Origin of the sequence: Nonomuraea cavernae (genome assembly GCF_040655715.1) — a bacterium.
Lineage (GTDB): Bacteria > Actinomycetota > Actinomycetes > Streptosporangiales > Streptosporangiaceae > Nonomuraea > Nonomuraea cavernae_A.
Map to the genome: position 1 here is coordinate 87,267 of NZ_JBFAKL010000011.1, position 23,640 is coordinate 110,906.

General features: G+C 68.1%; 24 protein-coding genes. 16 read left to right on the forward strand and 8 right to left on the reverse strand.

The window, feature by feature from the left end:
• Positions 1-8 precede the first annotated feature (8 nt).
• Entirely contained in the window at positions 9-593 is a 585-nt protein-coding gene (locus AB0I38_RS18260; protein WP_358468742.1) for a PadR family transcriptional regulator, read from the reverse strand.
• Positions 594-727: 134 nt separating this feature from the next.
• Here AB0I38_RS18260 and AB0I38_RS18265 point away from each other — a divergent pair, with 134 nt between their 5' ends.
• From AB0I38_RS18265 to AB0I38_RS18280, 4 genes are all read left to right on the forward strand, one after another.
• Entirely contained in the window at positions 728-1,114 is a 387-nt protein-coding gene (locus AB0I38_RS18265) for a DUF5318 family protein (protein ID WP_358468745.1), read from the forward strand.
• A 231-nt stretch (positions 1,115-1,345) separates the two neighbouring features.
• Positions 1,346-3,889 carry a transglycosylase domain-containing protein gene (locus tag AB0I38_RS18270; RefSeq protein ID WP_358468748.1) on the forward strand — a complete coding sequence of 848 codons (2,544 nt, stop codon included), beginning with the start codon at positions 1,346-1,348 and terminating at the stop codon, positions 3,887-3,889.
• The gene (locus tag AB0I38_RS18275; RefSeq protein WP_358468751.1) at positions 3,886-5,304 is read left to right on the forward strand and encodes a glycosyltransferase family 87 protein; all 1,419 of its coding nucleotides are present in this window, start codon (positions 3,886-3,888) and stop codon (positions 5,302-5,304) included. Before AB0I38_RS18270 ends, AB0I38_RS18275 begins: the two co-directional genes overlap by 4 nt.
• Positions 5,301-6,365 (forward strand): mannosyltransferase family protein, encoded by a 1,065-nt coding sequence (locus AB0I38_RS18280; protein ID WP_358468754.1) that lies wholly within the window; start codon positions 5,301-5,303, stop codon positions 6,363-6,365. The genes AB0I38_RS18275 and AB0I38_RS18280 overlap by 4 nt, the downstream gene beginning before the upstream one ends.
• Positions 6,366-6,443: 78 nt before the next feature.
• Here AB0I38_RS18280 and AB0I38_RS18285 read toward each other — a convergent pair whose 3' ends face one another.
• Entirely contained in the window at positions 6,444-7,187 is a 744-nt protein-coding gene (locus AB0I38_RS18285; protein ID WP_358468757.1) for a deoxyribonuclease IV, read from the reverse strand.
• 120 nt (positions 7,188-7,307) lie between these two features.
• On the opposite strand from AB0I38_RS18285, the gene AB0I38_RS18290 reads away from it, so the two are divergent.
• Complete coding sequence (locus AB0I38_RS18290) at positions 7,308-7,454, forward strand: hypothetical protein (protein ID WP_358468760.1); 147 nt, start codon at positions 7,308-7,310, stop codon at positions 7,452-7,454.
• A gap of 68 nt (positions 7,455-7,522) precedes the next feature.
• On the opposite strand, the gene AB0I38_RS18295 is transcribed toward AB0I38_RS18290, so the two are convergent.
• Positions 7,523-7,864, reverse strand: coding sequence for a hypothetical protein (locus tag AB0I38_RS18295; protein ID WP_358468763.1), 342 nt, complete (start codon positions 7,862-7,864; stop codon positions 7,523-7,525).
• Positions 7,865-8,029: 165 nt separating this feature from the next.
• On the opposite strand from AB0I38_RS18295, the gene rpsF reads away from it, so the two are divergent.
• The 7 genes from rpsF (at position 8,030) to AB0I38_RS18330 (ending at position 12,420) form a co-directional block, all read left to right on the forward strand.
• A complete protein-coding gene (rpsF, locus tag AB0I38_RS18300) occupies positions 8,030-8,320 on the forward strand; it encodes a 30S ribosomal protein S6 (protein ID WP_189122386.1) in 291 nt (96 codons plus the stop codon).
• Between the two features lie 90 nt (positions 8,321-8,410).
• Positions 8,411-8,992 carry a single-stranded DNA-binding protein gene (locus tag AB0I38_RS18305; RefSeq protein WP_358468766.1) on the forward strand — a complete coding sequence of 194 codons (582 nt, stop codon included), beginning with the start codon at positions 8,411-8,413 and terminating at the stop codon, positions 8,990-8,992.
• A gap of 62 nt (positions 8,993-9,054) precedes the next feature.
• Positions 9,055-9,291 carry a 30S ribosomal protein S18 gene (gene rpsR, locus AB0I38_RS18310; RefSeq protein ID WP_020543048.1) on the forward strand — a complete coding sequence of 79 codons (237 nt, stop codon included), beginning with the start codon at positions 9,055-9,057 and terminating at the stop codon, positions 9,289-9,291.
• Between the two features lie 14 nt (positions 9,292-9,305).
• Positions 9,306-9,752, forward strand: a complete 447-nt coding sequence (gene rplI, locus AB0I38_RS18315; protein ID WP_358468768.1) for a 50S ribosomal protein L9 — start codon at positions 9,306-9,308, stop codon at positions 9,750-9,752.
• Positions 9,753-9,930: 178 nt separating this feature from the next.
• The gene (locus AB0I38_RS18320; RefSeq protein ID WP_358468771.1) at positions 9,931-10,803 is read left to right on the forward strand and encodes an ABC transporter substrate-binding protein; all 873 of its coding nucleotides are present in this window, start codon (positions 9,931-9,933) and stop codon (positions 10,801-10,803) included.
• Positions 10,804-10,831: 28 nt separating this feature from the next.
• Positions 10,832-11,680 (forward strand): amino acid ABC transporter permease, encoded by an 849-nt coding sequence (locus AB0I38_RS18325; protein ID WP_358468774.1) that lies wholly within the window; start codon positions 10,832-10,834, stop codon positions 11,678-11,680.
• On the forward strand, positions 11,677-12,420 hold the full coding sequence (locus AB0I38_RS18330; protein ID WP_358468777.1) for an amino acid ABC transporter ATP-binding protein: 744 nt from the start codon (positions 11,677-11,679) through the stop codon (positions 12,418-12,420). The genes AB0I38_RS18325 and AB0I38_RS18330 overlap by 4 nt, the downstream gene beginning before the upstream one ends.
• Here AB0I38_RS18330 and AB0I38_RS18335 read toward each other — a convergent pair.
• Together AB0I38_RS18335 and AB0I38_RS18340 are read right to left on the reverse strand one after the other, a co-directional pair.
• On the reverse strand, positions 12,417-13,889 hold the full coding sequence (locus AB0I38_RS18335; protein WP_358468779.1) for an APC family permease: 1,473 nt from the start codon (positions 13,887-13,889) through the stop codon (positions 12,417-12,419). The genes AB0I38_RS18330 and AB0I38_RS18335 overlap by 4 nt on opposite strands.
• A 68-nt stretch (positions 13,890-13,957) precedes the next feature.
• Positions 13,958-15,259: an MATE family efflux transporter gene (locus tag AB0I38_RS18340; RefSeq protein WP_358468782.1), complete on the reverse strand. Its 1,302-nt coding sequence runs from the start codon at positions 15,257-15,259 to the stop codon at positions 13,958-13,960.
• Between the two features lie 281 nt (positions 15,260-15,540).
• Here AB0I38_RS18340 and AB0I38_RS18345 point away from each other — a divergent pair, with 281 nt between their 5' ends.
• From AB0I38_RS18345 to AB0I38_RS18360, 4 genes are all read left to right on the forward strand, one after another.
• Entirely contained in the window at positions 15,541-19,413 is a 3,873-nt protein-coding gene (locus tag AB0I38_RS18345) for a replicative DNA helicase (RefSeq protein WP_436838755.1), read from the forward strand.
• Between the two features lie 419 nt (positions 19,414-19,832).
• Complete coding sequence (locus tag AB0I38_RS18350) at positions 19,833-20,498, forward strand: serine hydrolase domain-containing protein (RefSeq protein WP_358468785.1); 666 nt, start codon at positions 19,833-19,835, stop codon at positions 20,496-20,498.
• Positions 20,495-20,923 (forward strand): hypothetical protein, encoded by a 429-nt coding sequence (locus AB0I38_RS18355; RefSeq protein WP_358468788.1) that lies wholly within the window; start codon positions 20,495-20,497, stop codon positions 20,921-20,923. The genes AB0I38_RS18350 and AB0I38_RS18355 overlap by 4 nt, the downstream gene beginning before the upstream one ends.
• A gap of 124 nt (positions 20,924-21,047) precedes the next feature.
• Positions 21,048-21,494, forward strand: coding sequence for a universal stress protein (locus tag AB0I38_RS18360; RefSeq protein WP_358468791.1), 447 nt, complete (start codon positions 21,048-21,050; stop codon positions 21,492-21,494).
• On the opposite strand, the gene soxR is transcribed toward AB0I38_RS18360, so the two are convergent.
• Genes soxR through AB0I38_RS18375 form a run of 3 tightly spaced genes read right to left on the reverse strand, consistent with a single transcriptional unit; the run spans position 21,491 to position 23,633 of the window.
• The gene (gene soxR / locus AB0I38_RS18365) at positions 21,491-21,973 is read right to left on the reverse strand and encodes a redox-sensitive transcriptional activator SoxR (protein ID WP_358468794.1); all 483 of its coding nucleotides are present in this window, start codon (positions 21,971-21,973) and stop codon (positions 21,491-21,493) included. The two genes, AB0I38_RS18360 and soxR, sit on opposite strands and share 4 nt — an antisense overlap.
• A 23-nt stretch (positions 21,974-21,996) precedes the next feature.
• Positions 21,997-22,731, reverse strand: coding sequence for an ABC transporter permease (locus AB0I38_RS18370; RefSeq protein ID WP_358468797.1), 735 nt, complete (start codon positions 22,729-22,731; stop codon positions 21,997-21,999).
• A complete protein-coding gene (locus tag AB0I38_RS18375) occupies positions 22,728-23,633 on the reverse strand; it encodes an ABC transporter ATP-binding protein (RefSeq protein ID WP_358468800.1) in 906 nt (301 codons plus the stop codon). The genes AB0I38_RS18370 and AB0I38_RS18375 overlap by 4 nt, the downstream gene beginning before the upstream one ends.
• Positions 23,634-23,640: the final 7 nt, after the last annotated feature.

Consider the following 23,640-nt stretch of genomic DNA (forward strand, 5'->3'; position numbering starts at 1 on the left):
TCGCTCCCTTACTCATCAGTTGACGTGGTATCCCTCACGGGCTCTTGCGAGGCCCGTCTCTCTGTCGCGATCAGCTCGTTCAGCCAGCGCACCTCGCGCTCGACCGATTCGAGACCGTGACGCTGCAGCTCGAGCGTGTAGCTGTCGAGGCGCTCCCTCGTGCGGGCCAGGGCCGTGCGCACGCTGTCGAGTCGCTCCTCCAGCCGGCTGCGGCGGCCTTCGAGGATGCGCAGGCGCACCTCGGCCTCCGTGTGCCGGAAGAAGGCGAAGTGAACGCCGAAGCTCTCGTCCTCCCAGGCGGAAGGCCCGGCCTGGGTGAGGAGATCCTGGAGGCGTTCCTTGCCTTCGGCGGTCAGTTTGTAGACGATCTTCGATCGCCCTCCCACGATGGTGGTGGGAGCCGGCTGATCTTCGGCGATGAGGCCCTGCTCCAGGAGCGATCGCAGACATGGGTACAGCGATCCGTAGGAGAAGGCGCGGAACATGCCCAGCAGGGCGTTGAGCCGTTTGCGCAGCTCGTAGCCATGAAGAGGGGTCTCGTGGAGCGACCCGAGGACTGCCAACTCGAGCACTCTGCCCTGTCCGCCGGCCACGCTGATCCGCCCCCTCTCGCATCGATGTATCGAGCCGATACATCCCGAGGATACGTCGGATCGCTATAAGGCCGCAATCAACGACTTTGCCAAGTGGTTGGGATGATTCGGTAAAAAGCCGTAGTCTGGCGCTCATGTGGTCACAGAGAAGGGTGGTGGATTACGGCCTTGCGAAGAAGGCGGTGGTCCGCTCCGTGCGTGCCGGGCGTTCCTCGCCCGTGGACGTCTGTGACGCACAGCCCTACCTCCTTCGCGCGGCGCGCCACTTAGGCGAACCGACCGAACGCCCCTGCCCGGTGTGCGAGAGGGAGAACGTCACCAACGTGACCTATGTCTATGGGGATTCCCTGGGACGGGTTGCCGGTCAGGCAAAGGTCATGTCGGAACTCGTAGAGATGGCCCATGATTACGACGAGTTCCGGGTGTACGTCGTCGAGGTCTGCCAAGGTTGTTCCTGGAACCACCTGACGGTCTCGTTCGTCCTCGGCAACGGGCCGCCGGACCTCGTCGGCAAGCCGTAGAAGACCGAGGGCGGCGAGGTGCCTCACGCCCATCCGCCGTGCTATCCGACGACGATGCGAGGACGTGTGAGTAACAGCATGAACGAGGGGACGGGCCGCCCGGGGAGGCGCCGTCGCTCCAACTCATCCCGTTCCGTTCCCCAGGCATCCGCGCCGCAAACCGGCGATTCCGGCTGGGGCACCACCGAACCTGCGCGCCGTCCGGAAGCCGCCTACGAGCAGACCGGCACGATGTCGGCGCAGCCGTACGAGCCGGGACCGCGTCCCGGACCGCGCGCCCCGGAACCTTACAACCCGGGCCAGCAGCCGGGCCAGCAGCCGGGCAGGCGCGAGCCGGCGCCCCGTGATCCGGCACCCCACCAATCGCCTGAGCAAGCGCCCCGCGAGGTCGCCCCGCGCACCCCCGGCCCGCGCGGGCAGGCGTCGCGCGGAGAGACCGAGACGCGCAGCCGGGCCAACCAGGAGACCATGGTCAGTGACGGCCCGCGCCGGGCGCGCGGCCGCAGTGGTGGTGGCGGTGGCGGCCCTGAGGGACCGGCCGGACCGCGCAAGCCGGGTGGCGACAAGCCCCGCTGGCGCAGGTTCATCCCCAACTGGAAGATCGTCATGGCCGGCTTCGCGGTGCTCGCCGCCGGCCTCTTCGGCATGATCGCCGTGGCCTACGCCAACATGCCGGTGCCCACGCAGGACCAGGTCCAGGAGGGCGTCGACGACCAGGGCAGCGTCATCTACGACGAGAACAAGAAGGTGCTGGCCCGGCTCGGCGTCAAGCGCATCCCGGTGACCTACGACCAGGTGCCGCGCGCGGTCCAGGACGCCGTCATCGCCGCCGAGAACAGCTCGTTCCGCGACGACGCCGGCATCTCGTTCTCCGGCATGATGCGCTCGCTCTGGAGCACGGCCTCCGGCCAGCAGGTGCAGGGCGCCTCGACCATCACCCAGCAGATGGCCCGCAACTACTACGACGGCCTCTCGCAGGAGAGGTCCGTGCAGCGAAAGCTCAAGGAGATCTTCGTCGCGGTCAAGCTGAACAAGCAGCTCAGCAAGGAGAAGATTCTCGAGCAGTACCTCAACACCATTTACTTCGGCCGGGGCGCCTACGGCATCGGCGCGGCGGCCGACGCCTTCTTCGGTAAGAAGGTCGAGAAGCTGACGCCCGAGCAGGGCGCCTACCTGGCCGGCCGCATCCAGAACCCCGACGCCTTCGACCGCGCCGAGCTCGCCGGCAAGATGGGCGACACCGAGTTCCGCTACAACTACGTGATCAAGCAGATGGCCCTGCTCGACCCCACCGCTTACGGCGCGCTGCCCGCCAAGTCGCCGAAGTCGCCCAAGCGGGTCACGTACAAGACGAAGGACTACTTCAAGGGCCTGGCCGGCTACGAGGTCGAGGCGGTGCTCAACGAGCTGAAGGGCCGCGGGATCAGCAGGGAGGACGTCGAGAAGGGTGGTTACAAGATCTACTCGACGTTCAACAAGGAGCTCATGCAGGCCGCCAAGAACGCGGTGAACAAGCACACCGCGGGTCTGCCCGGCGAGATCAACGCGACGCTCGCGGCCGTCGACCCGACCAACGGCCGGGTCCGCGCCTTCTACGGCGGCGACGACTACGAGAAGGACCAGTGGAACGACGCCTTCCTCTCGCAGAAGCAGGCGGCCTCCGCGTTCAAGCCGTACGTGCTCGCCGCCTGGCTCGACGCCGGCTACAGCCTGAACAGCTACGTGCCGACCAAGGGCCCGGTCAAGCTGCCCGGCACCACCGACATCAACAACGACCACTCGATGAAGGCGTCGGCCGTCGACGTCGTCTCCGCCACGGCCCAGTCGGTCAACACCGCCTACGCGAAGATGGGGGAGAAGGTCGGGCTGGACAAGGTCATCGACATCGCCTCCAAGGCCGGGCTCAGCGAGGCCCGGCTCAAGGACGCCGAGTCCCGCCACCACTACCTGATCACCATCGGCAGTAGCCAGGTGACGGCCGTCGAGCAGGCGGGCGGCTACTCGATCTTCGCCAACGGCGGCAAGCACTACCCCAGTCACGTCGTCATCCAGGTGCGCGACAAGAACAACCAGGTCGTCTTCAACGAGAAGAAGACGCCGGTCAGGGTCATCTCGGAGGACGCCGCGGCCGACGCCGTCATTGCGCTGGAGGCCGTGGTCAAGCAGGGCACCGGCCGCAACGCCGCGCTCTACGACCGTCCGGCGGCCGGCAAGACCGGGACGAACAACGAGAACAAGGAAGCCTGGTTCGTCGGCTTCACCCCGCAGTTGTCGACCGCCGTCGGCATGTTCCGCCAGGAATGCCGCACCAAGACCGGCCGGGTCGTCCAGCCGAAACACGACAACTGCCCGTGGGCCAGGGGCAAGAGCAAGAAGTACACGCCCGCGAACCCGTACTCCAAGCCGTACGAGGTGCCGCTGGGCAGCGGCTTCCAGGGCGCCACCTACCCGGCGGCGATCTGGAAGACCTTCATGACCGAGGCCATGAAGGGGGAGAAGGTCGAGCAGTTCCCGCCGCGGGCCGACACCGGCATCGCCGAGAACCTCGCGCCCAAGCCCGTCCCCACGCCCACGGCCACCAAGGACCCGTTCGCCGAGCAGGACCCCGACGAGGTCTGCGGCGAGATCGGCGTCTGCGACGATGACCAGATCGTCTCGATCGACCCCAACCAGAACGACGGCACGCCGCAGGACGAGCCCACCATTATCGAACAGGGGCAGGGTTCCATGCCCGGGGCGCCCGGATCGACGCCCATCAGGCGTGAGAACCAGTGAAGACGGAGGAACGTTCGCCGCTGAGCGAGCGGCTCGCCTCGCGCCTGCCTCCAGGGCTGATCACCGCCCTGGAGCGGGCGCTCCCCTACGTCACGCGCGCCCTGGAGCGGGCGCGCGTCTTCGTCATACCGGCTCTCCCGTACCTCCCCCTGGCGTTGTTCGGGATCCTGGGGGCGACGCTCGCCTACATCGTCCGGCTACCGTGCCGGACCGGCGGCTGGAACGACCAGGTCTCGACCTACACGAACTTCTGCTACACCGACATCTACCCGCTCTACTTCGACCGTCAGCTGGCCACGCAGAACCCCTACTTCGCCGACGTGCCGTTCGACAAGCACGTCGAGTACCCGGTGGTGCTCGGCGAGGTCATGCAGGCGTTCAGCTGGCTCGTACGCCGCCTGGAGCCCGACCACGTCGCCCAGGCGGTCCGGTTCTACGACATCACGGTCATCTTCCTCGGGATCTGCCTGGTGGCCGGCGTCGTGCTGATGGCCCTGGTGGCCGGACCCGCCCGGCGCTGGGACGCCCTCTGGTACGCGCTCGCACCCTCGGTGATCCTGGCCGCCTACATCAACTGGGACCTGGTCGCGGGCGCGCTGTCGATGGGCATGCTGCTGGCCTGGGCGCGCAAGCGGCAGGTGCTGGCCGGCGTGCTGCTCGGCCTGGCGATCGCGACGAAGTTCTACCCGCTGATGTTCGTCGGGGCACTCTTCCTGCTCACGCTGCGGACCGCGCGCTGGCGACCGTTCCTCGTCACGATGGCCGCGACCGTGGGCACCTGGCTCGCGGTCAACCTGCCGTTCATGGTGCTGGCCTGGGACGGCTGGCGCCGGTTCTACGTGTTCTCGCAGGAGCGCGGCGTCGACTGGGGTTCGCCCTGGCTGTTCTTCCAGAACAAGGGCTGGCCCGTCCTCGGCGAAGCCGACGTCAGCATGCTGGGCACGGTCTCGCTGGCCATCCTCTGCCTCGGCATCGCGATCCTCACGCTGGCCGCGCCGCGCAGGCCCCGGCTGGCGCAGATCTGCTTCCTGGCGCTGGCCGCCTTCATGATGACGAACAAGGTCTGGTCGCCGCAGTTCGTGCTCTGGCTGGTGCCGTTCGCGGTGCTCGCCCGGCCCAACTGGAAGCCGATCGCGCTCTGGCAGTTCGCCGAGGTGTGGTACTTCTTCGCGATCTGGCTCTATCTGCTCTCCCAGCCGCCGCTCAGCCGCGACGACCTGGGCATCGGCGACGACACCTACTTCACCGCCGTCTGGGGCCGTGTCATCACGATCTCGATCATGATGGCGTTCGTCGTGCGTGACATCCTCCGTCCCGGCAAGGACGTGGTACGGCAGGCCGACGTGGACGACCAGGTGGGTGGCGTGTTCGACGACGCCCCCGACCGGTTCACATTGGCCTCCTCACCTCGATGATCACGCGTTCGGCCGATCGCGACGCGCTGCTGCTCTGGCTGAGCTCGCGGGCCGGGTTGCTGACGGCGACGCTGCTCGGCGTGACGTTCCACGAGTACCTGGGCAAGTGGCGGCAGTGGGACGCCGGGCTGTTCGTCACGATCGCCCAGCACGGCTACGACGGCGACCCCGACCAGCCGCTCGACCCGGGGCTGCCCGCGTTCTTCCCCGGGTTACCCATGGTGCTGCGCCTGGTCCACCTCGTCGTGCCCGACTGGACGGCCGCCGGGATGATCGTCTCGCTGGTGGCCGGCGCGGTGGCCATGATGGCGCTGGCCCGGCTGGCCGAGTACGAGGGCGCCTCGGGCTGGATCGCGGTGCTGGCGTTGCTGGTGTTCCCGACCGCGGTGTTCCTGGCCTTGGGCTACAGCGAGTCGCTGTTCCTGGCGTTCGCGATCCCCGCCTGGCTGGCCGCCCGCCAGGGCCGCTGGCCGCTCGCCGCCGCCCTCGCCGCGGGCGCCTCCTGTGTCCGCATCACCGGTCTGTTCCTGGCGCTCGCGCTGGTGGTGGAGTTCGTCACCGGCAAGGGCGGCGTGCGCCGGGCGCCCTGGCTGCTGGTGCCGTTCCTGCCGCTGGTGGCCTACTCCGCCTTTCACTACTCTCGCTCGGGAGACTGGCTGGCCTGGAAGCACGCCCAGGAGGCCGGCTGGGGCAGGCAGATGGTCTGGCCCTGGGAGTCGTGGACCACCACCTGGAACGCGGCCATGGGCGCGGACGACTTCGCGGTGGCCTTCCGGATGGAGATCGCCGGGGCCGTGCTGTCCGTCGCCGTGCTCATCTGGCTTGCGGTCGCGCGCCGGTGGAGCGAACTGGTCTACACCGGGCTCCAGGCGGGCGCGCTGATGACCTCGGCGTTCTACCTGTCGATCCCGCGCTCGCTGCTGCTGTGGTTTCCGCTCTGGCTGGCGATGGCGCGGCTGGCCACCAGGAGGCCGTGGGTGATCGTGGTGTACGCCATGGTGTCGGGGCCGCTCATGGTGCTGAACACGGTCCGGTTCATGTCCGGCGCCTGGGCAGGATGATCTCCATACCCACTTCGTGGACTCGGTAATCCAGGGAAGTTATCCACAGGCTGTGTGTATTCTCTGGAGATTCTTTCCCTAGAGGTTCTTCCGCAGGAAGGCGATGTCCTCGGCCTGGCCCTCGGCCGGGGTCTCGACGACGATCGGCGCCCCGGCCGCCCGGCACACCGCGAGGATCAGCTCCGGGTCGATGGAGCCGGCGCCCAGGTTGGCATGGCGGTCGGCGCCCGAGTCGAAGGCGTCGCGCGAGTCGTTGCAGTGCACCAGATCGATCCGCCCGGTGATGGCCTTGACCCGGTCGACCAGGCCGACCAGCTCCTCGCCGCCCGCGTGGGCATGGCAGGTGTCGAGGCAGAAGCCCACGTCGAACCCGTCGAGCGCGTCCCAGAGGCGGGCGATGCGCTCCAGCTTGCGGGCCATCGCGTTGCCGCCGCCCGCGGTGTTCTCGATCAGCACCGGAATCGGGCACTCCAGCCGCTCGAACACCTTGCGCCAGTTGTCGAAGCCGACCTGCGGGTCGTCGTTCTTGTTGACGTGACCGCCGTGCACGATCAGGCCCTTGGCGCCGAGACCGGCGGCCGCCTCCAGATGCTGGGCGAGCAGCTTGCGGCTGGGGATGCGGATCCGGTTGTTGGTCGTGGCCACGTTGATCAGATAGGGAGCGTGGACGTAGATGTCGACGCCCTCCACCGGCTTGGCCGGGAGCACGGGCTTGTCGTAGCCCTGCGGGTCGCCGAGGAAGAACTGCACCACCTCCGCCCCGACTTCGGCGGCGTGGGCCGCGGGATCGTCCTGAGAGACGTGAGCTCCGATGCGCACCATGCCACCGAGCCTATCCGGACCGGCTCGCCCGTTTGATCGACCTGCGGCGGGGCAGTTGCGGTGCACCCCCTACGCGAGGAGAACGATATGGCCCGCTGGCGCTGGCGTTCGTTAATCATCTTGATCTGGGTCGTGATCGGCATCTACGTGGCCTGGGTGTACGACTACATCACACCTGGCATCCTCAAGGACGTCGCCGAGGCTCTGCTGGCGATCTTCCTCTGGTTCCTGGTCCTGCTCGGCGTGGACCTGCACATCGGAGGATGACCTATATATAAGGACAGCTCGTCATGGACCGGCGTACGAAGACGGCCCCGGAAGCCGGGGCCGTCTCCTCATGGCAGATAACCGCCGCGGGCGATGCCGAGCGCGAGGCCGACGAACGACGCCACCAGGCCGATGATGTTGAGGGACCGCTGCGCCGTGGTGGCCGAGACGTACTGCGAGTAGAAGCCCGTCCCGAACCCGAACGTGCCCACCCACGACGCGATCACGTGGCTGGACATGACCAGCGCCGCGACCAAGGCCACGGCCCCGCACACGAGCGTGGTCACCGCGAGAGTGTTCTCGACCGGATGGGCACGGCCGTCGCTGTTGAGTGTGAGCTTGAACCGGTCGCTCTCCGATGATGGATGCAGGATGTGCGGCACGGCTATCACCCCCCATGGGTTTGCCATATGCCTTCCCACCCGGGAGCGGCTGGTAACCTGAGCAGGCTGCGTTGTGATGGGTGACCCGTCACGGCCGGGCGTCGAAATGGGCGCTCCGGTCAACACGTCAGCGTCCTCCTGTCACGGCAGAGTGTCGTGACCGCAAAAGTCCAGAGGAGGTTGGAGTCCCGCATGCGTCGTTACGAAGTAATGGTCATCCTGGACCCTTCGCTCGATGAGCGCACTGTGGCGCCGTCCCTCGACCAGTTCCTCACCGTGGTCCGCAACGACGGTGGCACTGTGGAGAAGGTCGACGTCTGGGGCCGCCGGCGTCTCGCCTACGACATCGACAAGAAGTCTGAGGGCATCTACGCCGTCATCGACATGTCCGCGGAGCCCGCGACGGTCAAGGAGCTCGACCGCCAGATGAACCTCAACGAGGGCATTCTGCGCACCAAGGTGCTCCGCCCCGACGTGCACTAAGCAGCTCGTTGCCCGGCTTTTTGTCGGGCGGCAGCCGTACTCTGAGCCGTATCCCGAAAGCGAAGGCGTGCAGGAAGGCGAGCGCTAGCCATGGCAGCAGGCGACACCGTAATCACCATCGTCGGCAACCTTGTCGACGACCCGGAGCTGCGCTTCACCCCGACGGGTCAAGCGGTGGCTCGATTCCGCATCGCGTCCACTCCGCGGTTCATGGACCGCCAGACCAACGAGTGGAAAGACGGCGAGAGCCTCTTCCTGACCTGCAACGTGTGGCGGCAGGCGGCCGAAAACGCGGCCGAGAGCCTCCAGCGCGGCATGCGGGTCATCGTGCAGGGGCGGCTCAAGCAGAGGTCTTACGAGACCAAGGAAGGCGAGAAGCGCACGGTCTACGAGGTCGAGGTCGACGAGGTCGGCCCGTCCCTGCGCAACGCCACCGCCAAGGTCAACCGCACCACCCGCCAGGGTGGCGGTGGTGGTGGTGGCTTCGGCGGCGGCCCCGCCGACGACCCGTGGGCCTCCGCCACTCCCGCTTCGCCGCAGGGTGGCGGCGGCTTCGGCGGTGGTGGTGGCGGCGGTTACCAGGGCGGTGGCCAGGGTGGCGGCCAAGGTGGCGGCCAGCAGTCGGGCGGCTTCGGCGGCGGCAACGACTTCAGCGACGAACCGCCTTTCTAGATCCATTCACCAGTCCGAGACCATTCCCGCCCTGACGGCGGGGCTCTGAAAGGAGCACCACGATGGCCAAGCCGGCACTGCGCAAGCCCAAGAAGAAGGTTTGCCTGTTCTGCCACGACAAGATCTCCTACGTCGACTACAAGGACACGGCCCTGCTGCGGAAGTTCATCTCCGACCGTGGCAAGATCCGTGCGCGCCGGGTGACGGGCAACTGCACCCAGCACCAGCGCGACGTGGCGACCGCGATCAAGAACGCCCGTGAGGTGGCTCTGCTGCCCTACACGAGCACCGCGCGCTAAGGAGGCCTGTCGATATGAAGCTCATCCTCACCAACGAGGTCTCCGGCCTCGGCACCCCTGGTGACGTCGTCGAGGTCAAGGACGGCTACGGCCGCAACTACCTCATCCCGCGGGGCTACGCCATGCGCTGGACCCGCGGCGCGGAGAAGCAGATCGAGTCCATCAAGAAGGCTCGTGACGCTCGCGAGATCCGTGACCTCGGCACCGCCAAGGAGGTCGCGGGCCAGCTCGGCGCCCTGCGCGTCCGGCTGTCGACCCGCGCGGGCGACTCCGGCCGCCTGTTCGGCTCGATCACCACGGGCGACATCGCCGACGCCGTCAAGGCCGCCGGTGGCCCGATCCTCGACCGCCGCCGCATCGAGATCGTCAACCCGATCAAGAGCGTCGGCTCCCACAAGGTCAGCGTCAAGCTGCACCCCGAGGTCTCGGCGTCCGTCGACGTCGAGGTCATCGCCGGCTGACCACTCCGGCACCAGCCCGGCCCTCTCCCTCATCGCAGGGAGGGGGCCGTCGCTTTGCGCGACTTGGGGCGGCATGAGCGCGGTGTCAGGCATGACCGCAGGTGGGGCGATATGTCGATGTGCCGGCAGCGTACAATCGGCTTCGTTTCTCCCCGCGTTCTTCCCCTGGAGGCCAGCCATGGTCCGTCCCTCGATGCTGCTCGCGATCGGCGCGCTGGCGGCAGCGGTCGTCGCGTGCGCGCCCGCCGACGAGCCGGCGAGCACGGCCGGATCGGCTGACTCCACCGGCACCGCCACCGCCTGCACCAAGGACCAGCTCAAGCTCGTCAACGCGGGCAAGCTGACCATTGGCACCGACAAGCCCGCCTACGAGCCGTGGTTCAAGGACGACGATCCGAGCAACGGTCAGGGCTTCGAGAGCGCGGTGGCGTTCGCCGTGGCGGGGGAGCTCGGCTTCGACCGCGACGAGGTGCAGTGGAGCACGGTCAAGTTCGACTCGGCCTTCGCGCCGGGTGCCAAGCAGTTCGACTTCGACATCAACCAGGTCTCGATCACCCCTGACCGGGCCAAGGTGGTCGACTTCAGCAACGGCTACTACACGGTCAAGCAGGCGATCGTGGCGATCGACGGCAGCAAGTTCGCCGGCGCGAAGAGCCTGGCCGAGCTCAAGGACGCCAAGATCGGGGTCCAGGTCGGCACCACCTCGCTCGACGCCGTCCGCAACGTGATCAAGCCCGCTGACGACCCCAACGTCTACAACGATCAGATCGACGCCATCACCGCGCTGAAGAACGACCAGGTCGAGGCGCTGGTCGTCGACCTGCCGACCGCGTTCTACGTCACGGCCGCCCAGGTGGAGAAGTCCAAGATCGTGGGCCAGTTCAGCTCCACGGGCGGCGCTCCCGAGGAGTTCGGCGTGGTCATGGAGAAGGGCAGCCCGCTCAAGTCCTGCGTGGACAAGGCGGTCGACGCCCTCAAGTCCAAGGGTGAGCTGGCCAAGATCGAGCAGGAGTGGCTCGGCTCGGCGGCGGGCGCGCCGGAGCTGACGTGACACGTCCATTCGCCGCCCGGTGAGTGACATGACCACCGACCCGGTCTGGGTCAAGAGCGAACGCCAGCAGGAGCGCGAGCGGGTCCGCAGGTCGCGGGCCCGCCGCTCGGCGTCCATCGCCACGACCTCCACGATCGTGTTCCTCGCGCTGGTCGTGTGGATCGTCACCAACTCACCCGGCTGGCCTCGGGTTCAGGCGTCGTTCTTCAGCGCCGACGCGTTCGTCGAGGCGCTGCCCGACGTGCTCGACGGTTTCCTGCTGAACATCAAGATCTTCCTGATCGCCGAGCCGCTCATCCTCGTCGTCGGCCTGCTCGTGGCGCTGGCCAGAGGGATCAAGACTCCGGCGTTCTTCCCGATCCGGGCACTGGCGACGCTCTACACCGACGTCTTCCGCGGGGTGCCGACGCTTCTGGTGATCTTTCTCGTCGGGTTCGGGCTGCCCGCCCTGAAGCTGCAGGGCATCCCGAACGACCTGGTCACGCTCGGCGTCATCGCGCTGACGCTCTCCTACGGCGCGTACGTGGCCGAGGTCCTCCGGTCGGGCATCGACTCCGTCCATCCCAGCCAGGTCGCGGCGGCCCGCTCCCTCGGGCTGAGCCACGGCAAGGCCATGCGGTTCGTGGTGCTGCCCCAGGCCGTCCGCCGGGTGGTGCCCCCCCTGCTCAACGACTTCGTCTCGCTGCAGAAGGACACCGCGCTGGTCGCCACCCTCGGGCTGCCGGAGGCGCTGCGGCAGGCGCAGATCTACGCCTCCGGCAAGTTCAACTACACCTCCTACCTGGTGGCGGCGCTGCTGTTCGTCCTGCTGACGATCCCCATGGCCAGATTCACCGACCACCTTGCCGAGCGCACCCGAAGGAGGCGCGGCGCATGAGCCTGCTGACCGTCGAGGGCGTGTGGAAGAGCTTCCACGGTCACCCCGTGCTGCGCGGCATCGACCTGGAGGTGAGTCCGCACGAGGTGGTCAGCCTGATCGGCCCCTCCGGCTCGGGCAAGTCCACGCTGCTGCGCTGTGTCAACCTGCTGGAGACCGTCGACGACGGGGTCATCCTGCTCGACGGCGACGAGATCACCGACCCGCGGGCCGACGTCGACGACGTGCGCAAGCGGATCGGCATCGTGTTCCAGGCGTTCAACCTCTTCCCGCACATGACCGTGCTCGACAACATCACGTTGGCCCCCCGCCAGGTGCATCGGGTCGCCAGGGCCCAGGCCGAGGAGGAGGCGCATGACCTGCTGGCCAGGTTCGGGCTGGCCGAAAAGGCCCGTGCCTATCCCGACCAGCTCTCCGGCGGCCAGCAGCAGCGGGTGGCCATCATCCGGGCACTGGCCACGCAGCCCAGGCTGATGCTGCTCGACGAGGTCACCTCCGCGCTCGACCCCGAGCTCGTCGTCGAGGTGCTGGGCATCGTCAGGGAGCTCAAGCAGTCGGGCATGACGATGATCCTGACGACCCACGAGATGGGCCTCTGCCGCGACCTCTCCGACACCGTGTGCTTTCTCGACGACGGTGTCCTGCTGGAGAAGGGCCCTCCGGAGAAGATCTTCGGCGATCCCGACCACGCCCGCACCAGAGAGTTCCTGCGCAGCGTGCTCGAAGCCGGCCGGTCCTAACGACGGTGCCGGCCCCGTCCGGAGGCCACCGGCTCACGCCGCGGTGCCAGCAGGCTGTGCGTACGCCCGTACACGAGGTAGGCGATCAGGCAGAAGGCCATCCACAGGCCGAACCACAGCCAGGTGAGCACCTCCAGGTTGACCATCAGCCAGAGGGTCGCGAACAGCGACAGGGCGGGCAGCAGCGGTGACAGCGGCACCCGGAAGCCGCGCTCCAGGTGCGGCATCCGGCGCCGCATCACGATCACGCCCGCCGCCACGAACAGGAACGCGAACAGCGTCCCCATCACCACGAGCTGCTGCAGCGTGAACACCGGCACGAACTCGGCCAGCAGGATCGCCACCAGCCCGATCAGCAGCGTCACCCGCGAGGGCGTGTGGTATTTGCGGCTGATCGTGGCCAGCCCGCGCGGGAGCAGGCCGTCGCGGGCCATCGAGAACAGCACCCGCGTCTGCCCCACGATCATCACCAGGATCACCGTCGTCAGGCCGAGCACGGCGCCGATGTCGATGACGTGCACCATCCAGTCGACCCCGGCCACCCGGAACGCTCCCGACAGCGGCGCGTCCAGCGAGATGCTCGTGTAGGGCACCATGCCCACCATGACCACGGCCACGGCGATGTAGATGATCGTGGCGATGACCAGGCTGCGGATCATGCCCTTCGGCACCGCCTGAGGCGCGTTGACGGTCTCCTCGGCGGCGGTGGCGACGATGTCGAAGCCGACGTACGCGAACGCGATGGCGGGGGCGGCGGCGAAGATGCCGAACCAGCCGAAAGCCTGGCCCTGGCCTGCGAACAGGCTGAGCACGGTCGTGGACGGCGTCGCCAGCGGCTGGGGATCGACGTACAGGTCACCGAAGTTGGCCGCCTCGACGTGCAGTGCGCCCACGACGATGACGGCGCCGATGGCGAGCAGCTTGGCCGCCACCATCACCCACAGCGCCCGCAGCCCGATCCGCGCGCTCAGCGCCACGACGGCCGTGAGCAGCCCGAGGATCAGCAGCACCAGCAGGCTGGCCACCAGGTCGTGCTGGGGCAGGCGGATGCCGAAGTTGGTGATGGCGCCGATCGCGAGCTCGGCCCAGGCCTTGGCCACCACGGCCGCGGCCAGCTGTAGCTCCAGGATCAGCGCGCAGCCGATGATCCACGCCCACACCTCGCCGAAGATCACGTAGGTGAACGTGTAGGCGCTGCCGGACGTCGGCATCGTGGACGACAGCTCGGCGTAGCACAGGCAGGCGAGCAGGCACGCGATGCCCGCGATCATGAAGGACAGGACCACTCCGGGGCCGGCGGTGGTCGCGGCCTGCCGTCCCGCGATGCTGAAGATGCCGGCGCCGATCATCACGCCCAGCCCGAGCACGACGAGATCGGCCGGGCGGTACAGCTCGGCCAGGCTGTGGCGGGCACCGGTGCGCAGCCCGGTCGCCTCGCTGGGGGGAAGACGTCGGAGAATAGTGGACAAAAGCACACCCCGCTCGTGTAGCTCGCCCACAGTGCCTCACCCCATGTGCAACAGCAAGCACAGGACGGTTACGCCCCGGTTACCAGCCAGGCAGTGCCCGCGGCCCGGCGGCCCAGCGTGATCAGACGTGCGATCATCCACACCCCGAGTGCGCACCAAAGAGCAACGATGCCGAAATCCGCCGCGAAGAGGGCGGCGGGCAGGTACGCCGCCGTCGTCCACACGCCGGCCCACGCGAGGTAGCGCTGATCTCCGGCGCCGATCAGCACCCCGTCGAGCACGAACACCACACCACAGATCGGCTGGAACAACGCCACCGGCCAGAGCACGGCCAGCAGCTGCTCGGTGACCTGCGGGTCGGCGTCGAACAGGCCGGGCAGCACCGGCCTGGCCACGAGGACCAGCGCCCCGAGCACCACCCCCGACCAGACGCCCCACCACACCATGCGCCGGGTCGCCTCCCGGGTCGCCGCCGGGTCGCCCGCGCCGAGCGTGCGGCCGGTGATGGCCTGGCCGGCGATGGCGATCGCGTCCAGCGCGAAGGCGAGCAACGTCCAGACCTGGGTGGCGATGGCGTACGCGGCCAGCTCCGCCTGGCCCATCCTGGTGGCCAGCACGGTCGCCACGACCAGCACGACGCGCAGGCACACGGTGCGGATGAGCAGGGCGAAGCCGGCCGTACCGGCCTGCCCGACGCCGATCAGGCTGGGCTTGAGCGAGGTGCCCAGCCGCCGGGCGCCCCTGACCACCACGACCAGGTAGACGGCCGCTCCCAGCGTCTGGGCCAGTACGGTGCCCCAGGCCGACCCGGCGATGCCCCAGTGCAGCCCGAGCACGAACCACGCGTTCAGCACCGCGTTGAGCGCGAACGAGCCCCCCGCGACGGCCAGCGGCGTCACCGTGTCCTGCAGCCCGCGCAGCACGCCGGTGCCCGCCAGCACGACCAGCAGGGACGGCGCGCCGATCAGGCTGATGCGCAGGTACGTCACGGCCTGCTCGGCCTGTTCGGGGCCGGCGCCGAACAGGTCCACCATGGCCGGGGCGAGCGGCCAGCCGACGGCGATGAGCGCGACGCCGATGGCCAGCGCCAGCCAGATGCCGTCCAGGCCGCTGCGCATGGCCCGCTCGTGGTTGCCCGCCCCGGTCTGCCGCGCCACGGACGCCGTCGTACCGTAGGCGAGGAAGACGCAGAGGTTGACCATCGTCGCCAGGATCGTCCCGGCCACGCCCAGCGCGCCCACCGCCGAGGTGCCGAGGCCGTGGCCCACGATGGCGTAGTCGGCGAGCAGGAACAACGGCTCGGCGACCAGCGCGCCGAAGGCGGGCACGGCCAGTCGCAGGATCTCCCGGTCCTGGCGTGTAATGGGCATTTAGCTATTATGCCCATTACCGGGCATGTCGGGCCAACTTTCTTTCCTCCACAGCCGGTGGATATCGTTTTCGCAGGTCAGGCATGGTCTAGTGGATAAGCTTCAGAGTTATCCCCAGGCTTGTCCACAGAGCTTTCACAGGCTAGGCGCAGTAGTGCACAGCTTGACCACAGGGTTGTCCACAGGCCGCGTTGCCCTCGGCCCCCGAACCGGCGAAACTGTCACCCCGGTCGACTACAAGTGGGGGTGGTGCGACCGCCGCACGGTGTTGAGGGGGCGCGGTGAGCATTGACGAAGAGGTGGGCGCAGGCCCTGGTTTCGAGCGCACACCGCCCAGCAACATCGAGGCCGAGCAGTCGGTCCTCGGTGGCATGTTGCTGTCCAAGGACGCGATCGCCGACGTCGTCGAGATCGTGCGCGCCGACGACTTCTACCGCCCCGCCCACCAGATGGTCTACGACGTCATCACCGACCTCTACGGCAGGGGCGAGCCGGCCGACGCGGTCACCGTCTTCGACGAGCTGCAGAAACGCGGCGAGATGGCCAGGGTCGGGGGCGCCGCCTACCTCCACACCCTGACGGCCGTCGTCCCCACCGCCGCCAACGCCGGCTACTACGCCAAGATCGTCCGTGAGCAGGCCATCCTCCGCCGCCTCATCGAGGCCGGCACCCGCATCGTCTCCTTCGGCTACGGCGGCCAGAACGAAGAGGTCGACGACCTCGTCGACCGGGCCCAGGCCGAGATCTACAAGGTCACCGAGCGCCGCACCTCCGAGGACTACGCCCCGCTGGCCGACATCATGCCGGGCGCCCTCGACGAGCTCGAGGCCATCGGCAGCCGCGGCGGCCAGATGGTCGGCGTCCCCACCGGCTTCCAGGACCTCGACCAGCTCACCAACGGCCTCCACCCGGGCCAGATGATCGTCGTCGCCGCCCGTCCCGCCATCGGGAAGGCTCTCGCCCTCGACACCCCCCTGCCCACGCCGACGGGCTGGACCACCATGGGCGAGGTGCAGCCGGGCGACTACCTGATCGGCGCCGACGGCAAGCCCATCCGCGTCGTCGCGGCCACCGATGTCATGCATGGCCGGCCCTGCTACGAGGTGGAGTTCAGCGACGGCACGGTGATCGTCGCTGATGCTCAGCATCAGTGGCTCACCGACACGCGCGCGTCCCGCGAGTCGGCTCAGTCGGCGGCGACCGGCTACGACCGGCACCAGAATCAGCCGACGTTCGCGCAGGTGCGCACGACGGAGGAGATCGCCGCCACGCTGCGGTGCGGCACCGCCGAAAAGCGGCTCAATCACACGGTCGTCAACGCCCGGCCGCTGCGACTACCCGACCAGGACCTGCTGATCCCGCCGTACGCGCTGGGCGTCTGGCTGGGTGACGGCGACTCCGCCAGTGCGCGGTTCACCACCGCAGATCCGGAGATCGCCGACCATGTGGCCGCCGAAGGGCTCCGGGCGGAGCACCGTGGCGGACTGCTGTACGCGATGCTGCTGCCCGAGCCCGAGCCCGAGCCCGAGCCGATCGCGGAGCGAGAGTGCATCGTGTGCGACAAGCCGTTCACGCCCCAAACCTCGCAGGTGCGCACCTGCGGCAGGGTGTGCGGCTGCAAGTCGAGAGGGTCCGTCCACGGGCCGTCTCAGCCGCCCCGGTGTCCTGACTGCGGCGGCCCGTCCAGCGGGATGCGCCTTTGCCAGGGCTGCCACAACGACCACGGCACCTTGGGGGCGCGGCTCAGGAAGCTGGGCGTGCTGAACAACAAGCACATCCCGGGCGAGTACCTACGCGCGTCCGAAGAACAGCGCAGGGCGCTCCTGGCCGGTCTCCTGGACACCGACGGCTACGTCAACACCTCCGGGACGGTGCAGTTCGCCGTCACCGACCGGCGCCTGGCAGAGGACGCCTGGGAGCTGATCCTGAGCCTCGGCTACAAAGCGAACTGCACGTCCAAGCGGGTGGCGGGGCGCAGCGAGGCCAGCTATACGATCACGTTCGCCCCGTCCGACAAGGTCTTCCGGCTGGAGCGGAAGAACGCCCGTGTCAAGACCAACGCCCACCCGAAGGCGACCTACCGGAACATCGTGGACGTCCGGCCGGCGCCTTCGGTGCCGGTGCGGTGCGTCGAGGTGGACAACGCCGATCACATGTACCTGGCGGGGCGGACGTGGATCCCCACCCACAACTCCACTCTCGGTCTGGATTTCGCCCGGTCTGCGGCCATCAAGCATGGGATGAGCACCGTCATCTTCTCGCTGGAAATGTCGCGCAACGAGATCACCATGCGTCTGCTGTCGGCCGAGGCTCGGGTGGCCCTGCACGCCATGCGTTCCGGCATGATGGGCGACGACGACTGGACGAGGCTGGCACGCCGGATGAGCGAGGTCGCCGAGGCGCCGTTGTTCATCGACGACTCGCCCAACATGTCGATGATGGAGATCCGGGCCAAGTGCCGGCGCCTCAAGCAGCGCAACGACCTGCGGTTCGTGATCATTGACTACCTCCAGCTGATGAGCTCGCCGAAGAAGACCGAGAGCCGCCAGAACGAAGTGTCCGAGATCTCCCGAGCCATCAAGCTGCTGGCCAAGGAGCTCGAGGTTCCGGTCATCGCCATCTCCCAGCTCAACCGAGGCCCCGAACAACGCACAGACAAACGCCCACAGGTGTCCGACCTGAGGGAGTCGGGCTGTTTGACTGCAGACACTCGGGTTCTTCGGGCCGACACCGGCGCGGAGGTGTCGCTGGGTGACCTGCTGGAGTCCGGGGCGCGTGACGTTCCGGTGTGGTCGCTCGACGACGGGCTCCGGCTGGTCCAGCGGACCATGACGCACGTCTTCCCTAGCGGGGTGAAGGAAGTTTTCCGGCTCAAGCTCAAGTCCGGCCGGGAGATCAAGGCGACCGCGAATCACCCCTTCATGACCTACGAAGGCTGGCTCCCGCTGGGGAAGCTTTCCCCCGGCGAGCGCCTGGCCGTCCCCCGGCGCATACCCGCTCCGCAAAACACGAAGGCGTGGCCCGAGGAAGAGATCATTCTCCTCGGGCACATGATCGGAGATGGCGCATTCGTCAAGAGGCAGCCGATCAGTTACGCGAGCAAGGACGAGGAGTGCCTGAAGACGGTGGCCGAAGCGGCGCAGCACTTCGGCATCACCGCGATCCGGGATGACTACCCAGCCGCTCGCGTCACCACTCTGCGACTGCCCGCTCCCTATCGGCTCACCCACGGCAAGCCGAACCCAATCGCCGCATGGCTCGACGAACTCGGGCTGTTCGGGCTTCGCAGCCACGAGAAGTTCCTTCCCGGCGGCTTGTTCTCCCTGCCCGAAGACCAGACCGCGCTGTTCCTGCGGCATCTGTGGGCAACTGATGGATGCGTCTGGTGGGACGAGAAGGTCGGTCAGGCTCGTGTCTACTACGCCTCGACAAGCCGCCGCCTCGTGGACGATGTTTCGCAACTTCTCCTGCGGCACGGTATCGCCGCACGGGTGAAGGAGACCCGCAAGGGCGACCACCGACCCTGCTTCCAACTGCACATCTACGGCGCGGAAAACCAGCTCCGCTTCCTGCGGGATGTCGGCGTCCACGGAGAGCGATCCAAGCAGGCCGAGCGGTGCGCCGCCGAACTGGAACACTGCGTGATCAACACCAACAATGACACCATTCCCCGAGAGGTATGGGGTCGTGTTCGAGACCTCCTGACAGAACAGGGCATGACTCACCGGCAGTTCGCTGCAGAGCTGGGTACCCAGTTCTGCGGCAGCACCCTGTGGAAGCACGCGCCGAGCCGGGAACGGCTGGGCAGGGTGGCCGCGATCCTCAACGATTCCGGCCTGGAGATGTTGGCGGTGAACGACGTGTTCTGGGACGAAATCGCCTCCATCGAAAGCCTGGGCGAGGAGCCGGTCTACGACGCCACCGTCCTCGGCACCCACAACTTCGTGGCGAACGGGATCTCGGTCCACAACAGCATCGAGCAGGATGCCGACATGGTCATCCTGCTGCACCGCGAAGACGCCTACGAGCGAGAGTCGCCCAGGGCCGGTGAGGCCGACCTCATCGTGGCCAAGCACCGCAACGGCCCCACGGCCACCGTCACGGTCGCGTTCCAGGGCCACTACAGCCGCTTCGTGGACATGGCCCAGCACTGACTTCGCGACTCGTAGGGTCTTGAAGGATCTTGGCATCGACATGGCACATGTGCCATGTCGGTGAGACGGCCTGCCCGTACGAGGCTCACCGCCCACCCTTGACGCGGCGCCGGCTGCCGGCCGAGGAATGAGCCGGTGGCTCACTCCATATGCGGGCGATCTCCATATGCGGGCGATGCTGCGGGCCTGGTGGACTCCTGGCTGCGGGCGGCGACCGCATCGCGTCATCGTGCCGGCCGGTCTGCCGTCACCATCGGGCTCCGCGGGAGGTCGACAGTGATGTCGAGGCCGCCGCCGGTGCGGGCGGTGACCGCGATCCGTCACCGATCGGTGCCGGCCGGTAGATGTGGTCACCCTCCAAGTCCCGGAAAGGGTGATCGACCATGACAACCACGCGTCAAGAAAAGAAGGTCTCGACGATGAGGCGTGGGAGGACCGCTGGCCTGACCTTCGGGGTTGCCTGCGCGGTGCTGGCGTTGAGCGTCCCGGCTCCCGCAACCGCTGCCGACGAGGTCAAGCTGGGAGATGTCCAGCAGGCCATGGCGAACCTGGCGAAGATCGACGGGGTGGTGGGAGCCATCGGAGAGGCGTATGTCGACGGCAAGCGGGTGGGCCAGGGAACGGCGGGTTCTCGCCTGCTCAACGGCAAGGGCGGCCGCATCCCCGCGAGTTCCCGTTATCGCATCGCATCGCAGACCAAGCTCATGGAGGCCGCGGTCGTCCTGCAACTGGTCAAAGAAGGCAAGCTCGGCCTGGATGACAAACTCGGCGACCTCCTGCCCGAGGTGACCAAGCACGACTGGGTGGATCGGGCCGACGACATCACCGTGCGGCAGCTGGTCCGCCACACCTCCGGCATCCCCGACTTCATCGCCAGTGGGAAGTTCGACGTCTTCGACTTCACCACCCCCTACCGCCCGATCGATCTGGTGAAGGCGGCACGTACCGTGCCTCGTCAGGGCGAACCGGGACAGTACTTGTACTCCACCACCAACTACGGTCTCCTCGGCATGATCATCGAGAAGGTGACCGGTCACGATCGGGCCACCGAGTTCGCGCAGCGCCTGTTCGCCCCGCTCGCATGAACCGCACCTATCTGGCCACCAAGGTCTCCGACCGGATCAAGGGGCCGCACGGGCACGGCTACCACCCCGATGCCAAGGGCAGGCCACGCGACGTCGACCGGCTCAACGCCACCAGTTGGGGCGCCGAAGGAGCGATCTCCACCGCGCAGGACGTCAGCGCCTTCTACCGCGCGTTGAACCAGGGCCGGCTGCTGCCGCCGGACCTGCGACGAGAGCTGCCACGGCCGTTTCCCGTCCTGTGCGGCGGAACGGTCGCGTCGGCTACGGGCGGCGCGCCCGGGATCACCTCCGTCACCTTCACCTCGGCCGACGGCCGGTTTCAGTTCGCGGTCGCCGCCACGCTGAAGATCAAGAATGAGCAGACCATAGCCGTCGGTGAGGCCATGGACAAGGCCGCCGAAGCCGTGCTCTGCCCCGGCCAGTAACCGCGGGCCATCCGCCGACCGCCCCCATCCGCGCAGGATGTGACCCACGAGACACCTCAGGCAGGGAATCCCAGATGATCAATCGGACGCTCTAAAGAGGAGAAGACCGAAGGGAAATGACCTCATGACCATCCTCATCGCCTACGACGGCTCGGCGAATTCACGCACCGCGATCGAGGTCGCGGCCAAGCACCTGACGCCCCAGCCGGTGGTCGTTCTGACCGTGTGGGAGCCGCTTCTGGTGCAGCTCAGGAAATATCCGATCGCAGCGCCGGCACTGGTGACCGACGACTCCGGCGAATGGGGAGCGCTGGCGGAGCAGCAGGCCAAGGAGGGGGCCGAACTGGCCGTCGCGGCGGGGTTCACCGACGTCTCCCACCGGGCAGTGGCCGACGACGAGTCGATCTGGAAGACGATCGTGGACGTCGCCGACCAGCTTGACGCCTCGATGATCGTCTTCGGCTCCCGCGGTCTTTCGACGGTCCGGTCCGTCCTGCTGGGCAGCGTCTCCAACCACGTGCTGCACCACACCCGCCGCCCGACGCTCGTGGTGCCGCCCCCCGCGTCCTAGCGGCAGCAGGCTTCGGCGGGGGTGAGCCGGGTGTCGATGCGCCGGGCACCCGGTCCCTCCTCGCCGAGCCGGTCGTGCGGGTTGGCCAGCGCGCACCGGTCGAGTGACAGGCAGCCGCAGCCGATGCAGTCGGTCAGGTCGTCGCGGAGCCGCTGGAGTTGCTCGATGCGGTCGTCGAGGTCGGCGCGCCAGGCGGCCGACAGGTGCGCCCAGTCGTCGCGCGTGGGAGTGCGGTTCTCGGGCAGTGTGGCCAGCGCCTCTTTGATCGTCTTCAGCGGGATGCCGAGGCGCTGGGCGAGCCGTACGAACGCGACCCTGCGGAGGGTGTCACGGGTGTAGCGGCGCTGGTTGCCCGTGGTGCGGCGGCTGCTGATGAGGCCCTTGGTCTCGTAGAAGTGCAGTGCCGACACAGCCACGCCGCTACGCTCGGCGAGTTGCCCGACGGTGAGCTCCCGGGTGTTCCACACGACCTTGGTCATGACCTGAAGCTTACTTGGGGAATCTACTCCCACCTGAACAGCCGCACGGCCAGGCCCCCGAACAGCGCCAGCCCCACGAGCATCACGGCCAGGTGCGGAAGCTGCGGCCAGTCGCCCGCCCAGGTGTCGCGCATGGCGTTGATGAACGGCCCAACCACCGAGTAGTCGCTGACCGTGCGCAGCGTGTCCGGCATGATCTCGCGGGGGATCCACATGCCCGCGACGAACATCAGCGGGAACATCACGATCGACCCGATGCCGGGCGCGGACTTGGCGTTGGGCGCGACCGAGGCGATCACCAGCCCGATGGCCAGCATGGCGGCGGTGCCGAGCAGGCACACCAGGGCGAACCCGAAGATCTGCGCGGGCGGTGTCGAGCCGAACGCCAGCCACCCGGCCACGATCACGAGCACGATCGCCACCGCCGCGACGCCGAGATTGATCAGCAGGTGCGCGCCCAGCAACCGGGAGGGGTGCACGGGCGTCGTGGACATCCTTCTGAGGACGCCCTGCTCCCGGTACGCGGTCAGCACGCCGGGGAGCACGGTGAAGGAAGTCGTCAGCAACGCCAGCAGGATCATCTGGGCCGGTAGCTGGGCGTCCACGAACCGCTGCCCGCCGAACTCGGGATTGGGCTTCGCCAGGTCGGGGATCTGGCCCAGGATCACCAGCAGGCCGACGGGCAGGGCAAGGCTGAACACGATGGCGGGCCAGTCGCGCAGGAGCAACTTGGTCTCGACGGCCAGGATCTTCTTCATGCGAGCTTCCTTCCGGTGAGCGCGAGGAACGCGTCGTCCAGCGTGGCCTGCTCGATGCGCAGGTCGCCGGGGATGATCTGCTGCTGGGCGAGGGCCAGCGTGACGGCGGGCGCCAGGTTTCCGGTGCCGGTCACCACCACCTGCTCGCCGCTGCGGCTGACGGCCGTCACCTCGGGCAACGCCGTCAGGAGGGAGTCCTCGACGGGGGCGGAGGGCCGGAACCGTACTCGCTGCTCGCCGCCCACCCGGGCGACCAGCCCGGCCGGCGAGTCGGTGGCGACGACGCGGCCGGCGTCGATGAGCGCGATGCGGTCGCAGAGCCGGTCGGCCTCCTCCATGAAGTGGGTGACGAGCACGATCGTCACGCCGGACTCGCGCACCTGCTCGACCAGTTCCCAGGTGTCCCTGCGGGCCTGCGGGTCGAGCCCGGTGGTGAGCTCGTCGAGCACCGCGACGCGCGGTCTGCCGACGAGCGCGAGCGCGACCGACAGCCGCTGGCGCTGGCCACCGGAGAGCTTGCCGAACCGGGCGTCCCGCTTGTCGGCCAGCCCGACCTGCTCCAGCAGCGCCTGCCAGTCGGCGGGGCCGGGGTAGAAGGAGGCGTACAGGTCCAGCGCCTCCCAGACCTTGATCTTCTCGGGCAGCGCGGAGCTCTGCAGCTGGACGCCCAGCACCTGGCGCAGCGCGTCGCGGTCCTCGGTCGGGTCGATGCCGGCGACCCGGACGGTGCCACCGTCGGGGGTGCGCAGGCCGGAGACGCATTCCACGGTGGTGGTCTTGCCGGCGCCGTTCGGACCGAGGATGCCGAAGATCTCGCCCTCGGCCACCTCGAACGACACGTCGTGCACCGCCACGTGGTTGGGGTAGCGCTTGTGGAGGTTTCTGACCTCGATGACCTTCATGTTTCGA